We start from the raw sequence: 20,256 nt of genomic DNA on the forward strand, positions 1-20,256 counted from the left end.
GCCGCGCTCTCCTTTGTGTTAACCCCTATATGGGTATATCTAGATTTGCCGGTTACGTTGTGCCCAGATACCTACAAATATAAATACAGTGACCACAACTGTGAAATACCATTCCGCGGGGAGGGCTCTTAATTGCCTGGCGAGGAAAGGTGAAGCCCAGACAATAAAGGCGCCAAAGCCGAATGCGTTTACTGCAATAAATGCCAGTGTGCGCACAATAAAATGTTGGCCGGACAGGTTACGGCGCAGCACCCGGTTGATATCGCTGCCTAGTACTACTAACAGGCAGGCAACCATGGCTATTGCGATATTTGAATTCCATTGGAACAGGAAATGACCGGCTTTAGCCAGCCAATGGATGGCGGTAGAAAGAACTTCTGACATTGTTATTAATTAAACCCAGTTACGTTTTTTGTTGGTTTCTTCTTTAGCCCTGAATGCGGCTTCCAGCTCTATGTCATAGCGGTTTGCGATAGCGCATAGGTAGATAAATATATCGGCCAGCTCTGCGCCCAATTCACCAACCCTGGAGGCAGGATCGATTTTGATACCCTCGGCTTTCCTCACCGCTTTAAACAGTTCTCCGACTTCTTCTCCCAGCAACAGGCATTTCTCTTTGGGGGTCTGGTCGATAAAGCCCCGTTCATGTTCAAGATCATTAACGTACTTTTGGAAGTCAGAAAGGGTAGGTGAAGATTTGAGTTCTGGCATAGTCTGCCCTCCTTTTGATTGGATCATAAGGAGTTATCACTGTTTTTCACAGTGTGCCGGTAAATAAATTGCAAAAAATAAACCCGCACAAACTGCTTGTACGGGTTCTGCTATTCGGGGATTCAACGCCGTTTATTGTCAGGCTTCAGGTATGCCCTGCCCGTAGGGGAATCCTCCTGCCGGGCGCAGTCAGCCGGTGGTGCCGTGGCTTTACGGTGTTCGTCCTGTTTACCATGGTGGGAAAGATCATTTTTGAGCTTAATTTCCATTGTGCAATCCTTACTTCTACTACATCGCTAAAGGGATACAACTGTATTCGGACTGTTCCCGGATAGTGCGTCGAATAGTTGGATGAAACACAACTGACAAAAGCATTTATTATTGGTTTTATAAGTAAAACAAGCGCATTCAATCCGGCTAATTGATGAATTGTGGTTCAAAATTTAACCAATTACCAGAACTGAGAAACATTATAAGAAATCGATTTCTTATAAAGGGGAAGGTTTTTAGATCTGATTGATATTGCCGAGTAAAAACTGGGCTGTTACCCCCACCAGCAGGGTGAATGTCATGCTCAGCAATGACCCGATCATTACATATTCCGTGCGCTTGTGGTCATGGTTTTCCCGCAGGTCACCGAAGCGGAATATGGATTTGGCTGCCAACAGAAAGCCAATTGCACCGTATTCACCAAGCAGAATGAAAGTGAGTGTCAGGATGCGTTCGGTGTAGCCAATGGTTTTTCCTGCGGCCTGTAAGCCGGAGGTTTCATTGACAAGACCAAATCCCCATCGCTTCAATAGCGAGGCAATAATGACGGATGCCGGTGTGATAACAAGCAGGTAGGCTGAAATAACTACGGTAATATTTTTTAACGGCAGGCCAGAAAGACTGGAAAGTAAGCCTGATAAATTCGGCAAGAGCAATGCCAGGGCTATCAGGTGAAGAACAACCTGAATGAAAACTATCCGGCTTTCATGACGCGAGACGGTCAACCGCCAGTCGCATACTGCCTGAAGGCAAAGCCAGGCTGCCATTACTGTACCAGTTTGCCAGGATACAAGCTTAAGGGCCAGCAGGCCTGTCCCGAGTATCCCTGCCCGGATAAGAGTGCCATATATCACCCTGGTGCGGGATTTACGGGATGATGCCGGCAGGTAGAAAGAGCATATAAGCTGAATGGTGACGAACAGTGCAGCCAGTGTCTGGGCTTCTGTCATGAAAATCCTTCCCTGATTCTTTGCCGGATGTCATCCAGATAGTCTGAAATTAACTGGTATTCTGCCTGATTGAGCAATTTTGTCACGTTGACACGGGAAGTTCGGAGCAAAGAGGCGATCGCCTGGTGGCTGTTATCTTCATCTGTCAGGTAGTGATAAAGTGCATTGGCCTGCCGGTTGGTGGTCTGGCTGAGCAGGCGATCGGCAAACCGGGTCAGCAGTGACGTGTCGCGCTGAAATGCTGGGCTTGGGCTGCTTACCACAAGGGTTTCTGCAGCCATTGTATCAAGGTGGTGCCCTGAAAGAATAAAGGCTTCACCGCTGGAACGGCCGAGCGTCGCTGCCGGAGGGTCAATTTCCCCCAGTCCAATGCTGATTCTTGCATCGGGCGTAGAAGTCAGGCTGGCTCGCAGGGCAAGCCTTATGGTAATCGCTGCACTGATGCTGTCTTCCGGGTTGGGAAACAGGATCTGGAAGGCATCGCCACGGAAAATTTCATAAGTCGCGTCACTCTGCTTCTGGATAACCTTACATGCAGAATCAAGGGTCGAGAGGACTTGCGTAAAGTCATCGGGTGTCAGCGTACGTGACCGAACGATATCGCCTGTTAAAACCGCTTTTATTGCCATATTCCATTCTTTACCGACCACAGGTGTTACCAGTATAGGTAACTCTTTATGGTTACATCAAGCGAAGTAACCATAATTGGTTACATCGATATAATGTAGCCCCAGGAGGTTACTTGGTGTTTACCCACCCGGCTACGGTTTGTACGGGTGTTCCGGTTTCACCGTCGGTAAGCCAAACGGCAATGGCATCAGGCGCAATATCAGGGGATATGTGGTGGGTCCATCCTTTCCTGGAAGGAGGGAGGCGAGCAAAATCGATGACAACGAAATCGTGTTCCAGAGACTTGCCCCGGTTTTCGCCTCGCTTTATTGCAGTAACCTGTCCCATCGCCAGCAATGCGATATTGGCGGTCAGTTTTTGTCGCCCGGTTTGCTCATCTGGTGTGTAAATGACCGAAACGGTAGAGGCATTCAGGGTGGCTTCAAGTTTTCCGGCAGGTTTACCTGCTTCCAACGGAACCGGCTTGCCCGAGAAAAAGCCTGTCCATTCATTTCCATTAATAAACCAGCCCGGGGTATAGGTTCCCCTTGCTTTCCCCGCATGCACTTTGTTTCGCTGGCGCACGGAGAATTCGGTACGGGCAAAGCGGTCTTTCCACCCTAAGTAGTCCCAGTAATCAACGTGAAACGCCAGCGGGATAAGTTCATTCCAAAGACCGGGCTCTGTTTTCAGGTTGCCTAACACCCGGTCAGCGGGAGGGCAGCTGCTGCACCCCTCAGAGGTAAATAATTCAATAACCGTCGCCGGATCGCCATTGTTGCTCCATGTTTGTTCTGCAGCGGTGAAAAAAGGAAAACACAAGGTAATCAACGCAATTGGGATAAGGGGTTTCATAATAAGCGCCTAATGTTTGGGTATCTGAAAAGACCGGGATTAGCGCAGGAAGCTTTCATATGCTGAATTTGGGTATATACCGGGCAGCGATAACCGTAAAATGACAGAAAGCCCTAATACAGAGAATGAGCATGAATACAGCCTCGGAATACTGTGTGGTTCTGACGACCTTTGCGGATGACGCCGTGGGGAAGAAAATTATTGATACCCTGCTGGAAAAACACCTGGCAGCCTGTATCCAGGTGCAGTCAATAGACAGCTTCTACCACTGGGAAGGTGCAGTGAATTGCGATGCAGAAAAACAGGTGCTGATAAAAACCCGCGAAGCACTCTATCCGCAGGTGGAAAAAATCATCCGCTTGCTTCATGACTACGATGTGCCGGAAATCATCAAGTTGCCAGTAACCGGTGGTTCAGAGGCATACCTTGGTTGGATTAAGGATTCCTGTCCGGATATCTGATCCTGTTCCTGGGATATTTCCATATTCACCGAATTTTCACTTTACATATATGGAAAAGCGCATATATTAATTTCCGTATGTTTTGACTTGAGAGTAACTCATGGATCCGGTTCTATTTTTTAAGTGCCTGTCTGACGAAACCCGGCTCCGCTGTTTGATGCTGATTACCCGAGAGCAGGAGCTTTGTGTGTGTGAACTGATGGCTGCCCTTGATGAAAGCCAGCCCAAGGTTTCCCGTCACCTGGCCCAATTACGCAAGTGTGGCTTGCTTGTAGACCGACGCCAGGGGCAATGGGTGTTTTATCACATTAACCCGATACTCCCTGCCTGGTGCAAGCAGGTATTGCAGGATGTCGTCGTAGCCAACCGGGAGTTTTTGAAAACCAGTGTTGGCAAACTCTGTGCGATGGGTGACAGGCCTGCCCGTGCAGCGGCGTGCTGTTAAAAAAATTTGGCTGCATATATGCGTTTTTCCATATATGCAATAACAAGAGAGATTTGAAATGGGCGTATTTGAGCGCTGGCTGTCCTTGTGGATTGGCCTGGCGATTGTTGCCGGAGTCGTGGCAGGTATCCTATTCCCCGGAATATTTTCGGCAGTTGCTGCCATGGAATGGGCGCATGTGAACCTGGTGATCGCAGTGCTTATCTGGGTAATGATTTACCCGATGATGGTGCAGGTGGACTTTGCTGCCGTGAAAGATGTCGGCAAGAAACCTAAAGGGCTGGTGCTGACGTTGGTGGTCAACTGGCTTGTTAAACCTTTCACTATGGCGGCACTGGGTTGGTTGTTTTTCCGCGGTATTTTCGCAGATTGGGTAGATCCGCAGACTGCCGGTGAATACATCGCGGGGATGATCCTGCTGGGTGTCGCCCCCTGTACGGCGATGGTATTTGTCTGGAGCCAGCTTACAAAAGGGGATGCGAACTACACGCTGGTGCAGGTATCGGTAAATGACCTCATTATGGTGTTCGCCTTTGCCCCTATTACTGCATTCCTGCTGGGTGTCTCGGACATTACCGTGCCTTGGGAAACCCTGCTGACTTCCGTCGTACTTTACGTTGTGCTGCCTTTGGCTGCGGGGATCTTAACCCGGAGAAAACTGACCAGAGGAAAAGATCCTGAGGCAATGGCGGCGTTTCTGGCAAAGGTGAAGCCCTGGTCGATAATCGGCCTGCTGGGAACCGTTGTATTGCTGTTTGGCTTCCAGGCTGAAACCATCATTGGAAAGCCCCAGGCCATCGTACTGATTGCCATACCGCTGCTGATCCAGACCTACGGGATTTTTGCGCTTTCCTATGCGGGCGCGCGGTGGCTGAAGTTGCCGCATAACGTGGCAGCACCGGCCTGTATGATTGGTACGTCTAACTTCTTTGAATTGGCTGTTGCGGTGGCGATATCGCTGTTTGGGCTCCACTCCGGTGCTGCACTGGCAACCGTTGTGGGGGTACTGGTGGAAGTGCCAGTGATGTTGTCACTGGTCGCATTTGCCAACCGCACGCGTCACTGGTTTGTGTAATCAGCGATTATGCTGAGCGAAGCCGTCTGGATAAAAGAAAATGCAGTTAAGGAGACAAAATGCATCCGTACGATGTGTTGACGCTGGATAATGGCAGCAAGTTGATTTTTACGCCTTGTCCCGGTACCAAAGGGTCCGATGTGATGGAGTCTGTTGCCACACTGAAAAAGGCCGGGGCAAAAGCGGTTGTAACGATGATGCCCGGCCGCGAAATGGCGAAGTTGGAAGTGGAAAATATTCCGTCGGTAACCGAAGAGAAAGGGCTGAGTTGGTTCCACCTGCCGGTGGAGGATGACGAAGCGCCGGAGGCAGCTTTCCACCGGGGTTGGGCAGAGCAGAAAGATGACATTCTTATGCTTCTGAACGAAAACGCCACCGTTGCCATCCATTGCAAAGGTGGCTCAGGCCGCACTGGGCTGATGGCAGCAGTGCTGATGCTGGAACTTGGCATGGATTGGCATACTGTGGAAGAAAGGGTTCAGTCTATCCGGCCAAAAGCACTGACGCTGGCTCCGCACAGGGCGTTTCTGAAATCACAGTATTCACTTCATATTGAGGGATAAAGGATGACTATCAAGGTTGGGATAAATGGATTTGGCCGTATGGGCCGGCTGGCAATGCGTGCAGCCTGGGAGTGGGAAGACGTTGAGTTTGTCCGTATCAATGATCCTGCCGGGGATGCAGAAACGCTGGCACACCTGATGAACTTCGATTCAATCCACGGCCGCTGGCAACATGAAGCTGTGGCAGAAGGTGATGTTATCCGGGTTGGTGACCAAAAAATTGTCTGCAGCCAAAAATCCGAGATCGGTGATGCTGACTGGACAGGCTGTGATGTGGTGATTGAAGCATCGGGTGTAAAACGCCAAAAGAGCCTGCTGGAAGCATACCTGGTTCAGGGTGTGAAGCGGGTTGTTGTTACCGCGCCGGTAAAAGAGGATGGTATCCTGAATGTGGTCATGGGGGTTAACCACCATGAATATAACAAGGACACACACCGTATTGTGACAGCGGCTTCCTGCACCACTAATTGCCTGGCACCCGTGGTGAAAGTGATTCATGAAAAGCTGGGTATCAAACACGGCTCGATGACTACCATCCATGACCTGACCAACACCCAGACCATTCTGGACGCCCCACACAAAGATCTCCGCCGGGCAAGGGCATGTGGTACCAGCCTGATCCCGACAACGACCGGCTCAGCCACTGCCATTACCCACATTTTCCCAGAGTTGAAAGGGCGCCTGAACGGGCACGCTGTCCGGGTTCCATTGGCCAATGCTTCCCTGACAGACTGTGTGTTTGAGGTTGAGCGTGAGACTTCGCCAGAAGAAGTGAACAGCTTCCTGAAGGCTGCGGCTGAAAATGAACTGGCTGGTATTCTTGGTTACGAAGAACGTCCGCTGGTTTCCGTTGATTACAAGACAGATCCCCGCTCAAGTACCATTGATGCGCTTTCTACCATGGTGGTAAACGGCACCCAGGTGAAGCTGTATGTCTGGTATGACAACGAATGGGGCTACGCAAACCGCACCGCCGAATTGATGCGGATGGTCGGCCGGATGGATAAGGAATAACAATGTCTTTGCTTGCCGGGCTTTCGCCTTCTATCCGGCAATACCTGTTGGTGACCGGTAATTACTGGGCATTTACCCTGACAGACGGAGCACTGCGCATGCTGGTGGTGCTCCACTTCCATGACCTCGGCTATTCGCCGCTCCAGATTGCCATGCTGTTTCTGTTCTACGAAATTTTTGGCGTGGTGACCAATCTGGTTGGGGGCTGGCTGGGTGCGAGGCTGGGGCTGAACCGCACCATGAATATCGGGCTTGCCATGCAGGTTATCGCGCTCTGTATGTTGCTGGTACCCGGTTCAATGCTGACGGTTCCGTGGGTGATGGCGGCCCAGGCGTTGTCTGGTATTGCCAAAGACCTGAACAAGATGAGTGCCAAAAGTGCCATAAAAACACTGGTTCCAGCCAATGCAGAAGGCACGCTCTATAAGTGGGTGGCTATTCTGACCGGTTCAAAGAACGCCCTGAAAGGGGCAGGCTTTTTCCTTGGTGGTGCGCTTCTGGCCACGGTAGGGTTCTCAGGGGCGGTAGGCGCAATGGCTGCGGTACTGGCTGTGGTATGGCTGTTCAGCATGTTTACCCTGAACCAGGAGATGGGAAAGGCCAAGAACAAGCCGAAGTTCAGTGAAATGCTTTCAAAAAGCCGGGCTATCAACTTTCTTTCCGCGGCACGGTTGTTCCTGTTTGGGGCAAGGGATGTCTGGTTTGTGGTTGCGCTGCCGGTATTTATGGCAAGCCAGTTTGGCTGGAACCACTGGTCTGTGGGAGGCTTCATGGCGCTTTGGGTGATCGGTTACGGAGTAGTCCAGTCTGTGGCCCCTCACTTTACCGGCAAAAAGGCTGGAAAAGTGCCGGATGGCAATACCGCGTTCCTGTGGGCTGTTTCCCTGGCAGCATTGCCCGCGTTGATCGCTTTGGCACTGTCATACGGGATAGAACCGCACATGGTTGTTATCGGGGGGCTGATGCTGTTTGGTGGCTTGTTTGCCGTTAACTCTTCGCTCCACAGTTACCTGATTGTCAGTTATGCCAATGAAGATGGGGTATCACTGGATGTCGGTTTCTACTACATGGCCAACGCGATGGGACGCCTGCTAGGCACAGTGTTGTCCGGCTGGGTATACCAGGAAGCGGGTCTGGAAGCCTGCCTTTGGATTTCTACCGCCTTTATCGCTATGGCTGCGGTACTCTCTTTAGGGCTGCCTAAACATACTGTGCGGACAGAAATTCCGTAACATCCTGTATTTGAATCTAAAAGGCACCCTGCAAGGTGCCTTTGTTGTTTGCGTGGCTGGAAATCTTCCCCTGACTGCTTTAGTTTGATTGTTAATCAGTCACTCAATAACGGGCAGAGATGTACGAAAGGAAGTCGTTGCTGTACAGGCTCAGGGACGTTGAGCAACCGGTAGTATTAATCAGTGGCTACCCAGGCAGCGGGAAAACCCGCACGCTGTCGATGTTAGCAGAGTTCCTTGATGTCGAATTACAGGACAGGTTCCAGGGTGCTGATCAATTACGAGCCGGTGAGAGGGTTATCATTGATGTCAACGATGCAGAGGAGGGGATACAACTTGAGATGATCCTCAGGCAACTGCCAGCTATCCAGCGTAAAAATGCGCACATCTATCTGAGTGGCAGTTCTGCAATAAACCGTTCTTTGTTGAACCCGCACGTTCTTTACAAAAACCTTGTTATTTTTCACAGCCGGGACCTGTTTTTCTCAATCGCAGAACTAAAAGCGGGCAGTTTACAGGACGCCGAAACCCTCTACGCAGAGACAGCTGGCTGGCCGATTCTGGTGGACAATGTTGCGAGGTTTGAAGATCCACTTTTCATCGGCCAATGGCAGGAATTTGTCTCGGGTACACTGCTGCCGGCATTTTCATTTGGCGTCGTTAAAACCCTGATTGCCCTTTCTTACCTCGACACCCTTCCTCTGGAGCACTCCGGCCTCACCGTGACAGACGTTGAGTTCCTGGCACCCATTGTACAAATGGGGCTGGGTGGAACCCTGTACCTGGGTATCCCGAAGCTTCGGGAACCGTTGCGAAAGTTTGCCAACAAAAACAGCCGCTACCGGCAGCAGGCCATGCGAACGGTAGCCAAAAGCCTGTATGCATCCGGTAAAACGACGCAGGCGATTGTCATTGCTGCAAATTCAGGGAACCATGATTTAGCCATCAACTGGTTTGAAGAAAACGGAAATGCCATGTACGGCTTTGTGCATGGTTTCCGTGCAGTGAATGAAATACTGGCGGCGGTTCCGGCGAGTGTGGCTGACGGTAATCTCTATATCTGCTGGGCAAAGCTGATTTCCATGCTGAAATCAGGTGATATCAGTGGCGCTGCCAGACAGCGGGACTGGATAAAACGCAGGTATGCAGACCAGACCGACCTGATAAAACTGATAAACGCAACGCTGGTTCCCTATGAAAACAGTGAACCCACTGAGTCCTACTGCCAGTCACTTGAGCAGTTGCATACGGCATTCCGGCACAACCCGCTATACCTTGGACTGCTGCACAATGAAATCTGTGTGAATTACATAGAGCTTGGGTTATTTGATAAAGCTGCGGTTTGTGGTGCCGTCGCCAGCCGCTCATACCGGGAATCGGGCACGCCATACCTGGCGTTTTTTATCTGCCTGCATATGTCCAATATCTATATCGAACAGGGAAAATTGGACGAGGCAGAAGGAGAGCTTGAAAAAGCCAGGCATTGCCTGAAACAGGTCAGTTTTGCAGATGAGCTCTATAACGAACAGGACATGATCTACCTTGATGAAGCCCGGATTGCCCTGTTGCGGGGAAACCTCAACCAAGCCCGGGATTTGTGGCGGTGTATTCGGTTTGATGAAGGGGGAAGGGAGCTTTGGGTCAGCATGATGCGGGATTATTGCTGGTGCGGCATTCTGGTTACCAGCCTGGCAGAAGGGACGCGGAAGGCCATTGAGATGTTTGAACGCCTCAAAGCGGATTACTGGCAAGTGATGGGTGTTTCCTACGAGGCAGAGTTTTCCCTGGTCACTGCTTACCTGATGCAACAAAAAGGTCAATGGCACCATTCTGAAGCGATCCTTGGCAAAAGGCTAAGTACAAACCGGCGGGACAAGCTTGCGAAACTTGTAACGTTGAGAGGGCGAATTGCCGCGATTACCCGTCAGAATAAACCGGATGGTAGAAAAGCCGGAAAGTTAATCTCATCGATTGAGAAGGATCCGCCGCCAGAGAGTGATATTGTGTCCCGGATTTATTCCCTGGTTCATAAAAGCCATCTATACCGGGTTGTAGGAAATGAAATACTGTCCCGTAATACGCTGAAAGATGCACTGCTGCTGTCTGGCAAGACAGGAATCCGGCTTCCATTTTTACTGGAATTTGAATGGATTGTACCTCCTCTGCAGGAGTTGCAGTCGGCCCGGATGGCTGGGTCTGAGGTGTCGGTTCAGGTTCAATTGTTGTTACCCATGATCTCAGCCGTTTATGAGACTGAAAACAACACAAAATCTCAGGGGCCGCTCACTGGAAAAGAAACCCTTATTTTGGCCCGGTTAAATGAAGGCATGACAAATAAGGAAATTGCCCGTTTGCAGGGGGTCAGTGAGAACACAGTGAAGTACCACTTAAAACAGATGTTTTTAAGGGTGGGGTGCAATAGCCGCAAGCAACTGCTTGAGGTTGCCCGTGAACACCGCTGGATATGAATTGACCTACCCGGAATTCATTAAAAACTACCCAGTCGTTTAAATTTCTTGTGCCCAATTTAACGTAAAACGGAATATGACTGTCTTGCCGGTGAAAAAGTCTGCATTTTCCACCGTGTTCCTCTTCCAAAACCTACCTTAAATATCAATAAAACTACTCTTTAACCCCCTTGTTTGGGTCTGTGTATGTTTCTAATTTGTTAATTAAATATGTGGTGCCAGCAGTAGGATACTGCTTTCGGAGAAGACAACATGGAAGTGCTCAGGCTACTGGCCCGGCGTATTTCAGGATTTGCACTTGTCCTGTTTGGGCTGTCAGTCATCATATTTACCATCGCCCGCCTGATACCGGGTGATCCTGCCCGGATAGCCTTGGGACCACTTGCCACAGAAGAGCAGGTTCAGTCGTTACGCCATGAAATGGGCCTGGATGAACCTGCTGCCGTCCAGTATCTCAACTATATCTCCGGTGTTTTACAGGGAGATATGGGCGAGTCACTTCTGACCGGGCAACCTGTCGTCTCTGATATTGCCGCGGCATTACCAGCCACACTGGAGTTGGTTCTCTGTACCGTCTTCCTGATGACCGTCATTGCTATCCCTCTGGGGGTTTTGGCTGCATACCGGCAGAACTCCTGGGTAGATCAGTGTTCTCGGTTATTGTCTCTGATGGGGGTTGTCACCCCCGCTTTTTTACTTGCCATTCTTTTCCAGTTGGTTGCGAGTGTAGGTACCTTCGACTTGCCGGTTATGGAGCGCATGGATGCCGATTTGGGTTTTGAGCCCTCGGTAACCGGACTTGTCCTGGTAGACAGTTTGTTGGCTGGACGCGGGGATGCTTTTGTAGACGGGTTAACACACTTGTTGTTGCCAAGCCTGGCCCTGTCTGCTGCCGGGATTGCCCAGGTCATGCGGATTACCCGTTCCAGTGTTATTGAATATGCAAACCGGGATCATGTTGACACCCTGAGAGCGGCGGGCGTTCCCAAACCCCTGATTATTTTTAAATACCTGTGGCGGTTAAGTGCGTCTGCACCCCTGACCATACTCGGGCTGGAATTTGCGTCCCTAATTGGGAATGCCTTTGTTGTTGAGATGGTATTTGCCTGGCCGGGGATAGCCAGCTATGGCGTAAGAACCATCCTGCACAACGACTACAACGCGGTAATGGGGGTGGTGTTGGTGTCTGGCGTTATCTTCATTATTGCCAACCTGATTATCGACATTCTTGTCTCTATTGTTGATCCGAGACTTCGCTTGAAAGGAGCCCGCTGATATGAACCAAAAGCCAGCCTCCCTCACAAGCCTGCCAAACGGTGTGGAAGAAGTATCAGTCAATGAATACAGCCACAGGGTGTCGGCATTCCAGAAATACTGGCAGCGATTCTCCTCGAACCCGACAGCGGTTATTGGCGCCCTGATTGTATTGAGCGTGATTTTCTCTGCTCTCCTGGCTCCCTGGGTTTCCCCTTACGCAGACCAGATTGGCAGCTATGTGAATTTCCGGGCTCGCCACCTGCCACCGTCATCCGAGTACTGGTTTGGCACCGATAACGTCGGCCGGGATATTTTTACCAGGGTGATTTTCGGTTACCAGGTCAGTCTCAAACTGGTTTTTGGGGTACTTGGCATCGCCATTCCAATTGGTGTCACCCTGGGGTTACTGGCCGCCTATGCGGGAGGATGGGTTGAATTCACTATCATGCGCCTGAACGACATGTTGTTGGCAGTACCGCCACTGGCGCTTGCACTGGCAATAACCGCAGTGCTGGAACCAAACCTCACCAACGCCATGATTGCCATATCCTTCCTCTGGTGGAACTGGCACTGCCGTCTGGTTTACCGGCTGGCAAAAAGCCTGATGACCGAAGATTTCATTGAAGCCGCCAAAATGGCCGGTGCGAGCCACTTTCATATCCTGTCCAAAGAACTGTTGCCGAACTGCATGGGGGCGATAACAGTGAAATCGACGCTCGATGCGGGATTCGTCATCCTGTTTGGGGCGACGCTCAGTTTCCTTGGGCTGGGAGTACAGCCGCCCACACCGGATCTTGGCACCATGGTGGCTTCCGGCGCTGAATACCTGCCTGAATACTGGTGGGAAGCACTGATTCCGGGAGCCGCTGTGCTGTATGCCATTTTCGGGTTCAACCTGTTGGGTGATGGCCTTCGCGACATGCTGGATGTGGAGGTATAGCCATGGAACATAATCGTTTGGTGGATATCCGGGATCTGAGCATCAGTTTCGAACAATACGGCGTGACAAAACAGGTGCTTCACAAAGTATCGCTGAGTGTCAGGCCCGGCCAGAGGGTGGCATTGGTTGGGGAGACCGGCTCCGGTAAGAGTATTACCAGCAAGGCCCTTATCGGCAACCTTCCCGAACGCACATCGAGGATTAACGGTGGGGACATTGAGGTGGAAGGCCGGTCGGTTTTCACCATGGGCCGGGAAGAAAGGGAAGGGCTCAAAGGCACGGTAATGTCGATGATCCAGCAGGATCCGCTGTCTTCATTCAACCCGGTGTTCCGGATTGGCACCCACCTTGATGACGTGCTTCGGTATGTGGACAGGCGGGAGGGTATCCGGCGCTCTAAAGCGGAGCGCAAACTTGCCATTTATGACGCACTGAGAAAAGTCAGGCTGGAAGAAGTGGAAAGGGTTTACCGAAGTTACCCTTTTCAGCTGTCAGGCGGGATGCGACAGCGTGTCCTGATTGCCATGGCTTTGCTGCATCCCACCAAGCTGCTTATTGCCGACGAGCCGGGCACCGCCCTGGATGTCACCACCCAGGCAGAAATCATCAAGCTGATAAACACGCTGGTTGAACAGGAGCACCTGGCCCTCCTTCTGATAAGCCACAACCTGGGTGTCGTCAGGCAGGCCTCGGATTATGTCTATGTGATGCAACACGGAAGGATTGTCGAGCATGGCCAGGTCGAAGCATTGTTCGCTTTCCCATGCCATCCGTACACAAAGCGGTTGTTTTCTGCCATTCCGCCACTTTATGGCAGCAACGTCCATACAGAATCCCGGCCCGACAGCCAGCCCCTGTTGACGGTACGAAACCTCAACAAGGAGTTTGTGACAGAGAAGGGCCTGTTTGGCCGGCCCAAAAGTATTAACCATGCAGTCAAGGGTGTGTCCTTTAATGTGAGGCTAGGGGATATCTATGGACTGGCCGGTGAGTCCGGATCAGGTAAAACGACAGTCGCCAGGATGCTGCTGGGCCTTGAGCCAGCGACATCCGGAGAGCTGGTTTTCGGCGACGAAAGCTTTGATGAATACCGGGCCCGGCACGGAGCCCACGTTGTCCAGATGGTGTACCAGAATCCCGGCGGTTCACTGAACCCGAAAAGGAGCGTGAGGGAGATCCTTGAAGTTCCGTTGAAGTTCATTGCCATGCTGAAAGGGGAGGCACTGGATAAGCGGGTGTCTGAACTGCTGAATATGGTCGAACTGACTGAAAACCATGCAGAGCTCTATCCGGGCAACCTTTCCGGAGGGCAGAAACAGCGGGTCGCCATCGCGCGAGCACTGGCTGCCAACCCTAAAATCCTGGTTCTGGATGAGCCCACATCGGCGCTGGATGTGTCGGTACAGAAAAATGTGATCGAGTTGCTCAGGCGTCTGCATGGGCAACTTGGCCTCACATACATCTTTATTTCCCATGACCTGAGCCTGATGCGCAACTTCTGTACCCAGATTGCCGTGATGCTGAAAGGTGAGGTAGTGGAAGAAGGCAAACCGGTGGACGTGTTCGCATTGCCGGAACATCCGTATACCCGACGCCTTATTCAGGCAATTCCGGTTTTGAGTGAAGAAGAACAAGCCTGCAAACCGGTTGACTTAAATGTTGCCGGGCCAGTTTGAGGCTGACTTAAAGGGAGTTTTTCATGTCATTAGATTTACGAGTGGGGATCGACGTTGGCGGGACCAACACGGATGCGGTCATCATGCAGGGGCGTGAGTTGTTGGCATCGGTGAAGGTAAACACTACGAAAGATGTGACCAGCGGGGTTAAAGAAGCACTTAATCAGGTAATAGCCCTTGGCAGCATCGAAAAGAAACAACTCAGCGCCGTAATGATTGGTACCACCCATTTTACCAACGCGGTGGTGGAGCAAACACGCCTTACCCCGACAGCGGTTATCCGCCTGGCGCTGCCTTCGGCATCTGCGATTCCGCCGATGGCACAGTGGCCGGAGGGTTTGGTGAAAGCAATTGGCAAACACCATTACGAAGTTAAAGGCGGGTTCAATTTCGATGGACGGGAAATCAATGCCCTTGATGAACCGGCACTGACAGATATTGCCAATGAGCTGAAGGAAAAAGGCATCACAGCGGTGGTACTAAACTGTGTTTTCGGCCCGGTCAATGATGAGATGGAGCGCAGGGCAGCAGAGATTCTGAGCTCAGTCTGGGATGAATTCGATATTGTCTGCTCAGTGGATGTGGGGCGAATCGGTTTTCTGGAAAGGGAAAATGCTGCCATCCTCAATGCCAGCCTGCGGCAGTTGAGCGACGTGACGGTGATTGCCTTTGAAAACGCTCTCAACGAATGTGGTGTCTACTGCCCGTTTTATATCACCCAGAACGACGGCACCCTGATGAATGCCTCCTATGTGAAGAAATTCCCTGTCCTTACATTTGCCAGTGGGCCCACCAATTCCATGCGGGGTGCCGCATTTCTGTCCGGTATGAAAGATGCCATTGTGGTGGATGTTGGTGGCACCACCAGTGACGTGGGCCTTTTGCAAAACGGTTTCCCCCGTCAGGCCAATGCCCATGTGGATATCTGTGGGGTTCGCACCAACTTTCGCATGCCGGATATGGTGAGTATCGGGTTGGGGGGCGGAACCCGGATACACCAGGAAAACGGGACGGTTTCTGTCGGGCCGGACAGTGTCGGTTACCGTCTCAGCCAGGATGCCCGAATTTTTGGTGGAAGCACTTTGACAACGTCGGATATCGCTGTCGCCATGGGCATGCTTGAGCTTGGGGACCAGAGTGCGGTCAGCGATTTGCCGGAATCCCTGCTGGAAGAGTGCAGCAGGCAAATTGATGAGCTTATTTTTGATGCAGTGGAGAGCAACCGGCTTTCCAAGGCACCCATCCCGGTTTTAGCCGTAGGTGGGGGAAGTGTGTTGGTGAAATCGGAAGTGGGGGATCTTGAGGTGATCCGGCCGCCACATTTCCATGTGGCCAATGCTGTCGGGGCTGCTATTGCCCAGGTTAGCGGCGAGGTAGACCGTGTCTACAGTCTGGCGGAAATCAGCCGGGAACAGGCGTTTTCGATGGCGGAGAAAGAAGCCACTGAAAAGGCAGTCAGTGCCGGTGCGGTACCGGATTCCATAGAGGTTGTGGAGAAGGAAGATGTTCCGCTGGCGTACCTGCCCGGCAATGCAACCAGGGTGCGTCTGAAAGTGGTCGGAGATTTAAAGGTGGGATCATGAGAGAGCTGACAGTACAAGATATCGAAGCCATTGAGATAGGTGCTGCCATACTGGGTACCGGAGGCGGCGGAAATCCTTACTACGGAAAACTGGAAGTGCTTGAGCAGCTCAGGCAGGGTCGGCGTATCCGCTTGATGCCGATGGAGGAAATACCTGATGACGCACTGGTCATCTCTATTGGGGAAATCGGGGCACCTGCGGTATCTGTTGAAAAGATCAACCAGGGGCAGGAACTCAGGCGTGTAGTGGAAATCCTTGAAAAGGAAGTCGGCAGGAAAGTCGATGCCATTATTTCCGTGGAAATTGGTGGAGCCAATGGCATCAAGCCAATGACAGCGGCCGCCCAGCTCGACATTCCCATTGTTGACGGTGACGGGATGGGGCGGGCGTTCCCTGAAATGCAGATGACCACATTCAGTATGTATGGACATTGCAGCATGCCTGCGTCCATGTCGGATTGCCACGGCAATAACGTGGTGTTCCAGGAACTGAAAGATGAGTACTGGCTGGAACGGCTGGCGCGGACGACCGTTGTGGAAATGGGGGGCAGTGCGGCAATGGCCGAAGCGCCTATGCAGGGCTCCTTTGTAAAACAGTTTGCCGTCCCGGGTACCGTCAGTCAGGCCCTGCGCCTTGGCAGGGCTGTGATGGACGCCAACGAGTCCAAGCGTAATCCCATTGACGTGATCATGAATTCAGAAAATGGCGTGATGCTGTTCAAAGGCAAAATTGTCGACCTTGAGCGCCGTATGCGGTCTGGGTTCACCGTGGGGCAGTTGTCGCTTCAGGGATTGTCTGAATATCAGGGGGAAGATGCGCAAATTGATATCCAGAACGAGAACCTGGTGTTTCGGATGAACGGCGAAACCATCGTCAGCGTGCCAGATCTTATTGTTGTCCTCAACATCGATACCGGGCATGCCATTACTACCGATGTCCTGCGTTACGGACAAAAAGTTGCTGTCGTTGGTATCCCGTGCCATCCACTGCTTTGTACACCGCGAGCCCTGGAAGTGGTGGGGCCAGCGGCATTTGGTTACCCGGAAATAGAATACCGCCCGCTGATTGACCAGATTGGGTAGGGCCCTGATGGGCAAGGAACTGAACAGGAAGTGAAAGTTGGGTATAAAAGGAGAGAGGTTATGAAAAAAACAGCGTTGATGCTGGCGATTGCCGGCATGCTGTCCGCCCCTTCTGTACTGGCAGACAGCAAACCCGTAGAGATAACGGTCAGCATGGTCCAGATAATCGGTACCATTGACCCGGCCAAAATCACGGATTACACCGAGTATATGGCAGCCGTTAACCTTTATGACGGCCTGACAACCGTTAACACATCCGGCGATATTGCGGGCCTTCTGGCGCAGCGCTGGGATGTATCCGATGATGGCAAAACATATACGTTTCACCTGAAAAAAGGGGCAACTTTCCAGGACGGCTCACCGGTTGAAGCCAAGGATGTCGTATATTCAGTCCAGCGTTTGCTGGCATTAAATGAAGGCCCGGCAGGGTTCTTCTCAAAAAGTATTGATCAAAGCCGCCTAAAGGCGATTGACCCCAACACCGTCCAGATAGGGCTGACCAAACCGTCATCCGCTTTCCTTGCCACCACACCACTGCTGTTTGTCATCAACAGTGACAAGGCGAAAGCGATGGGCGGGGAAGATCCGTGGGCAGAGAATTACATAGGTGAAAATGTGCTGGGTGCCGGGCCATATAATGTCATCAGTTGGCAACGCGGCAGCCGGATGATGCTGGAACGTTACCCCGGTTATCACGGGACCTTTGGTGACAGGCCCATAGATAAAGTGAGGTTACTGGTAACCAATGATGAAGCAACGGTTAAAGCCCTCGCAAACAAAGAAGAAATTCACCTTACCAGTGTGTACCAGGCGGAGGAAACCTATAGCGCACTGGCGAAGTTGAAAAACTATGAAATTGACAAGCAGAAAACAGCCAGTGGTTTCTATATCAAACTTAATAACAAGGTCGCTCCGACAGATGATGTGAATATCCGCAAGGCAATCGCCTATGCAGTGGACTACGCAACCATCAATGAAGTGATTTATGAAGGTGAACCATTGGCGGGGCCATTGCCGCCGGCCTTTGCTTCTGCCTATTTGGATACATTGTCATACCCGGTATTCGATATGGATAAAGCGAAGTCTTATGTCCAGCAATCGAAATATGCAGGCAAGGGAAAAATCCCGTTGACTCTCGGTTATGTAGCCGGTGCTGCATTTGAAGAAGAGATTGCGCTGTTGCTGCAATCTACGCTTGAAACCATCGGCTTTAAAACCACATTGCAAAAAGACCCATGGAACCGGGTAACCGAAATTGCCTCAAAGCCTGAAACAACACCGCATGTTAACCAAATTTTCTATGAGGCCGTTTACCCGTCACCGGACGCGGTATTCTTCAATCAATACCACTCTGATGCAGCCGGCAGTTGGGCATCAATGTCCTGGCTCCAAAACGAAAAGGTTGATGGTTGGATAGAACAGGCACGGCTGGAAAAGGACAGCGACAAACGGAATGGTATTTACAAAGAGATCCAACAATTCCTTGTCGATAACCAGGTTGATATTTTCCTGCAGAACTCCGTTGATAAACTCGGGGTTCATAAATGCCTGAAAGGAATCAATTACGTGCCAATGCAAAGTTTCTACTTTGATTTTTCGAGGATGAACTGGGTATGCAAATAGTTTAGTTTGGTTCTGTATGCTCATTCGGCATAACGACATACAAGGCGGCTTTACGCCGCCTTGCGCCAAAGTGGGGCAACAGATGGAGTCATTAATTTGGTTTTTCTGCCCACTTTATAATTGCTACTGTCACATAAAATTCAAAAAAAATCCAAGAAACCAGAAAACATTAAAATAATATAACTGTATGTATTAAATGGAAAATATTGCCGCGCTGATTCCCCTGCCTATACCTGTAACATTACATTAATAAACAAGTAAGATTTCCGTCATCAATCTCCTATAGCTTTCTCCCTAGTCCATCTCGCCAAATAAATTGGTGAGACGAATTCACGAAGAAATGACTTATCAACTAGGAGGTTGATGTGAAACTTAAGGCTTTGATCGCTGCAACTGCTGCAACCTTTGCTGTGTTGTCTTCCGGCAATGCACTGGCTGCATCACGCGACTATATCAGCATTGTTGGTTCTTCAACGGTTTATCCGTTCGCCACCGTAGTAGCAGAGCGATTTGGCCGCACTTCGTCTTTCGCAGTGCCAAAAATCGAATCTACCGGTTCAGGCGGCGGCTTGAAGCTGTTCTGTAACGGCGTGGGTGAAAACACCCCTGATATCACCAATGCATCGCGCAAAATCAAATCTTCTGAGATTGAGCTGTGTGCAAAAAATGGCGTTAAAGACATCGTTGAAATCAAGATTGGTTACGACGGTATCGCTTTTGCCAACTCTAAAAAGTCTGAGCAGCTCGACATCTCCCTTCGCGATATCTTCCTGGCTCTGGGCAAGGTTGTTCCAGACGGCAAGGGTAACCTTGTAGACAACCCTTACAAGACTTGGAATGACGTCAACCCGGCTCTGCCAGGAACCAAAATTGAAGTTTTGGGTCCCCCACCGACATCCGGTACCCGCGATGCATTTGCAGAGCTGGCTCTGGAAGGTGGCTGTAAGACCTTCCCAGAAATTAAAGCCCTTAAGAAAACTGACAAGAAGAAGTACAAGGCAATCTGCCACGGTGTTCGTGAAGACGGTGCATTTATTGAAGCCGGTGAGAACGACAACCTGATTGTCCAGAAGCTGGAAGCGAATCCAACGGCGTTTGGCATCTTTGGATTCTCTTTCCTTGACCAGAATGCTGACAAAGTACAGGGCTCAAAAATCAAGGGTGTCGTTCCTACTTTTGATGCCATCGGAGACGGTTCTTACCCAATCTCACGCTCACTGTTCTTCTACGTGAAAAAGGCGCACGAAGGTGTGGTTCCTGGCCTGAAAGAGTATGTGACTGCATTTACTTCTGAAGATGCAATCGGTGATGAAGGTTACCTGACTGACCGCGGCCTGATTCCTCTTGCAGCCCGCGATTGGAAAATTGTTCGCAACAGTGCTGTGAACATGCAGCCGAACCTGAACTAACTGCTCTAGTTAAACATCAGCGGGGCAGCCGGG

At 50.9% G+C, this 20,256-nt stretch carries 20 protein-coding genes; 14 read left to right on the forward strand and 6 right to left on the reverse strand.

Translation table 11 applies throughout. The features are described 5' to 3' along the window. Nucleotides 1–39 precede the first annotated feature (39 nt). The 6 genes from NF212_RS08030 to NF212_RS08055 all read right to left on the reverse strand — a co-directional run bounded on the left by NF212_RS08030 (nucleotide 40) and on the right by NF212_RS08055 (nucleotide 3,395). On the reverse strand, nucleotides 40–384 hold the full coding sequence (locus NF212_RS08030) for a DUF3392 domain-containing protein (RefSeq protein ID WP_434360452.1): 345 nt from the start codon (nucleotides 382–384) through the stop codon (nucleotides 40–42). 9 nt (nucleotides 385–393) lie between these two features. Beyond that, complete coding sequence (locus tag NF212_RS08035; protein ID WP_434360454.1) at nucleotides 394–711, reverse strand: MazG nucleotide pyrophosphohydrolase domain-containing protein; 318 nt, start codon at nucleotides 709–711, stop codon at nucleotides 394–396. Between the two features lie 122 nt (nucleotides 712–833). Next, nucleotides 834–980: a hypothetical protein gene (locus tag NF212_RS08040; protein ID WP_434360456.1), complete on the reverse strand. Its 147-nt coding sequence runs from the start codon at nucleotides 978–980 to the stop codon at nucleotides 834–836. Nucleotides 981–1,217: 237 nt separating this feature from the next. Next, complete coding sequence (locus NF212_RS08045; protein ID WP_434360458.1) at nucleotides 1,218–1,931, reverse strand: hypothetical protein; 714 nt, start codon at nucleotides 1,929–1,931, stop codon at nucleotides 1,218–1,220. Continuing rightward, the gene (locus tag NF212_RS08050) at nucleotides 1,928–2,560 is read right to left on the reverse strand and encodes a hypothetical protein (RefSeq protein ID WP_434360460.1); all 633 of its coding nucleotides are present in this window, start codon (nucleotides 2,558–2,560) and stop codon (nucleotides 1,928–1,930) included. The genes NF212_RS08045 and NF212_RS08050 overlap by 4 nt, the downstream gene beginning before the upstream one ends. Nucleotides 2,561–2,669: 109 nt before the next feature. After that, entirely contained in the window at nucleotides 2,670–3,395 is a 726-nt protein-coding gene (locus NF212_RS08055; RefSeq protein WP_434360462.1) for a DUF1223 domain-containing protein, read from the reverse strand. A gap of 131 nt (nucleotides 3,396–3,526) precedes the next feature. On the opposite strand from NF212_RS08055, the gene cutA reads away from it, so the two are divergent. The 14 genes from cutA to NF212_RS08125 all read left to right on the forward strand — a co-directional run bounded on the left by cutA (nucleotide 3,527) and on the right by NF212_RS08125 (nucleotide 20,223). Beyond that, the gene (gene cutA / locus NF212_RS08060; protein ID WP_434360464.1) at nucleotides 3,527–3,856 is read left to right on the forward strand and encodes a divalent-cation tolerance protein CutA; all 330 of its coding nucleotides are present in this window, start codon (nucleotides 3,527–3,529) and stop codon (nucleotides 3,854–3,856) included. Nucleotides 3,857–3,956: 100 nt separating this feature from the next. Further along, the gene (locus NF212_RS08065) at nucleotides 3,957–4,301 is read left to right on the forward strand and encodes a metalloregulator ArsR/SmtB family transcription factor (protein WP_434360466.1); all 345 of its coding nucleotides are present in this window, start codon (nucleotides 3,957–3,959) and stop codon (nucleotides 4,299–4,301) included. Nucleotides 4,302–4,359: 58 nt separating this feature from the next. Further along, entirely contained in the window at nucleotides 4,360–5,376 is a 1,017-nt protein-coding gene (arsB, locus tag NF212_RS08070; protein WP_434360468.1) for an ACR3 family arsenite efflux transporter, read from the forward strand. A 59-nt stretch (nucleotides 5,377–5,435) separates the two neighbouring features. Then, a complete protein-coding gene (locus NF212_RS08075) occupies nucleotides 5,436–5,939 on the forward strand; it encodes a phosphatase domain-containing putative toxin (protein ID WP_434360470.1) in 504 nt (167 codons plus the stop codon). A gap of 3 nt (nucleotides 5,940–5,942) precedes the next feature. Beyond that, nucleotides 5,943–6,953: an ArsJ-associated glyceraldehyde-3-phosphate dehydrogenase gene (locus NF212_RS08080; RefSeq protein ID WP_434360472.1), complete on the forward strand. Its 1,011-nt coding sequence runs from the start codon at nucleotides 5,943–5,945 to the stop codon at nucleotides 6,951–6,953. A gap of 2 nt (nucleotides 6,954–6,955) precedes the next feature. Beyond that, nucleotides 6,956–8,185, forward strand: coding sequence for an organoarsenical effux MFS transporter ArsJ (arsJ, locus tag NF212_RS08085; RefSeq protein WP_434360474.1), 1,230 nt, complete (start codon nucleotides 6,956–6,958; stop codon nucleotides 8,183–8,185). A 137-nt stretch (nucleotides 8,186–8,322) separates the two neighbouring features. Further along, entirely contained in the window at nucleotides 8,323–10,653 is a 2,331-nt protein-coding gene (locus NF212_RS08090; protein WP_434360476.1) for a LuxR C-terminal-related transcriptional regulator, read from the forward strand. A gap of 252 nt (nucleotides 10,654–10,905) precedes the next feature. Next, on the forward strand, nucleotides 10,906–11,928 hold the full coding sequence (locus NF212_RS08095) for an ABC transporter permease (RefSeq protein WP_434360478.1): 1,023 nt from the start codon (nucleotides 10,906–10,908) through the stop codon (nucleotides 11,926–11,928). Between the two features lies 1 nt (nucleotide 11,929). After that, a complete protein-coding gene (locus NF212_RS08100; RefSeq protein ID WP_434360480.1) occupies nucleotides 11,930–12,850 on the forward strand; it encodes an ABC transporter permease in 921 nt (306 codons plus the stop codon). A gap of 2 nt (nucleotides 12,851–12,852) precedes the next feature. Beyond that, a complete protein-coding gene (locus NF212_RS08105; RefSeq protein WP_434360482.1) occupies nucleotides 12,853–14,526 on the forward strand; it encodes a dipeptide ABC transporter ATP-binding protein in 1,674 nt (557 codons plus the stop codon). Nucleotides 14,527–14,549: 23 nt separating this feature from the next. Further along, nucleotides 14,550–16,109 carry a hydantoinase/oxoprolinase N-terminal domain-containing protein gene (locus tag NF212_RS08110; protein WP_434360484.1) on the forward strand — a complete coding sequence of 520 codons (1,560 nt, stop codon included), beginning with the start codon at nucleotides 14,550–14,552 and terminating at the stop codon, nucleotides 16,107–16,109. Beyond that, nucleotides 16,106–17,191 carry a DUF917 domain-containing protein gene (locus NF212_RS08115; RefSeq protein WP_434360486.1) on the forward strand — a complete coding sequence of 362 codons (1,086 nt, stop codon included), beginning with the start codon at nucleotides 16,106–16,108 and terminating at the stop codon, nucleotides 17,189–17,191. Before NF212_RS08110 ends, NF212_RS08115 begins: the two co-directional genes overlap by 4 nt. A gap of 60 nt (nucleotides 17,192–17,251) precedes the next feature. After that, nucleotides 17,252–18,814, forward strand: a complete 1,563-nt coding sequence (locus NF212_RS08120; RefSeq protein ID WP_434360488.1) for an ABC transporter substrate-binding protein — start codon at nucleotides 17,252–17,254, stop codon at nucleotides 18,812–18,814. Nucleotides 18,815–19,179: 365 nt separating this feature from the next. Further along, complete coding sequence (locus NF212_RS08125) at nucleotides 19,180–20,223, forward strand: substrate-binding domain-containing protein (RefSeq protein WP_434360490.1); 1,044 nt, start codon at nucleotides 19,180–19,182, stop codon at nucleotides 20,221–20,223. The last annotated feature ends 33 nt before the right edge of the window (nucleotides 20,224–20,256 follow it).

Source organism: Parasalinivibrio latis (assembly GCF_036825535.1).
GTDB lineage: Bacteria > Pseudomonadota > Gammaproteobacteria > Enterobacterales > Vibrionaceae > Parasalinivibrio > Parasalinivibrio latis.

Coding starts and splice junctions, on each gene's coding strand:
- NF212_RS08050 (WP_434360460.1), bottom strand. CDS start 2,560: ATGGCAATAAAAGCGGTTTTAACAGGCGATATCGTTCGGTCACGTACG.
- cutA (WP_434360464.1), top strand. CDS start 3,527: ATGAATACAGCCTCGGAATACTGTGTGGTTCTGACGACCTTTGCGGAT.
- NF212_RS08080 (WP_434360472.1), top strand. CDS start 5,943: ATGACTATCAAGGTTGGGATAAATGGATTTGGCCGTATGGGCCGGCTG.
- NF212_RS08030 (WP_434360452.1), bottom strand. CDS start 384: ATGTCAGAAGTTCTTTCTACCGCCATCCATTGGCTGGCTAAAGCCGGT.
- NF212_RS08115 (WP_434360486.1), top strand. CDS start 16,106: ATGAGAGAGCTGACAGTACAAGATATCGAAGCCATTGAGATAGGTGCT.
- NF212_RS08035 (WP_434360454.1), bottom strand. CDS start 711: ATGCCAGAACTCAAATCTTCACCTACCCTTTCTGACTTCCAAAAGTAC.
- NF212_RS08040 (WP_434360456.1), bottom strand. CDS start 980: ATGGAAATTAAGCTCAAAAATGATCTTTCCCACCATGGTAAACAGGAC.
- arsJ (WP_434360474.1), top strand. CDS start 6,956: ATGTCTTTGCTTGCCGGGCTTTCGCCTTCTATCCGGCAATACCTGTTG.
- arsB (WP_434360468.1), top strand. CDS start 4,360: ATGGGCGTATTTGAGCGCTGGCTGTCCTTGTGGATTGGCCTGGCGATT.
- NF212_RS08110 (WP_434360484.1), top strand. CDS start 14,550: ATGTCATTAGATTTACGAGTGGGGATCGACGTTGGCGGGACCAACACG.
- NF212_RS08065 (WP_434360466.1), top strand. CDS start 3,957: ATGGATCCGGTTCTATTTTTTAAGTGCCTGTCTGACGAAACCCGGCTC.
- NF212_RS08105 (WP_434360482.1), top strand. CDS start 12,853: ATGGAACATAATCGTTTGGTGGATATCCGGGATCTGAGCATCAGTTTC.
- NF212_RS08055 (WP_434360462.1), bottom strand. CDS start 3,395: ATGAAACCCCTTATCCCAATTGCGTTGATTACCTTGTGTTTTCCTTTT.
- NF212_RS08075 (WP_434360470.1), top strand. CDS start 5,436: ATGCATCCGTACGATGTGTTGACGCTGGATAATGGCAGCAAGTTGATT.
- NF212_RS08120 (WP_434360488.1), top strand. CDS start 17,252: ATGAAAAAAACAGCGTTGATGCTGGCGATTGCCGGCATGCTGTCCGCC.
- NF212_RS08045 (WP_434360458.1), bottom strand. CDS start 1,931: ATGACAGAAGCCCAGACACTGGCTGCACTGTTCGTCACCATTCAGCTT.
- NF212_RS08095 (WP_434360478.1), top strand. CDS start 10,906: ATGGAAGTGCTCAGGCTACTGGCCCGGCGTATTTCAGGATTTGCACTT.
- NF212_RS08100 (WP_434360480.1), top strand. CDS start 11,930: ATGAACCAAAAGCCAGCCTCCCTCACAAGCCTGCCAAACGGTGTGGAA.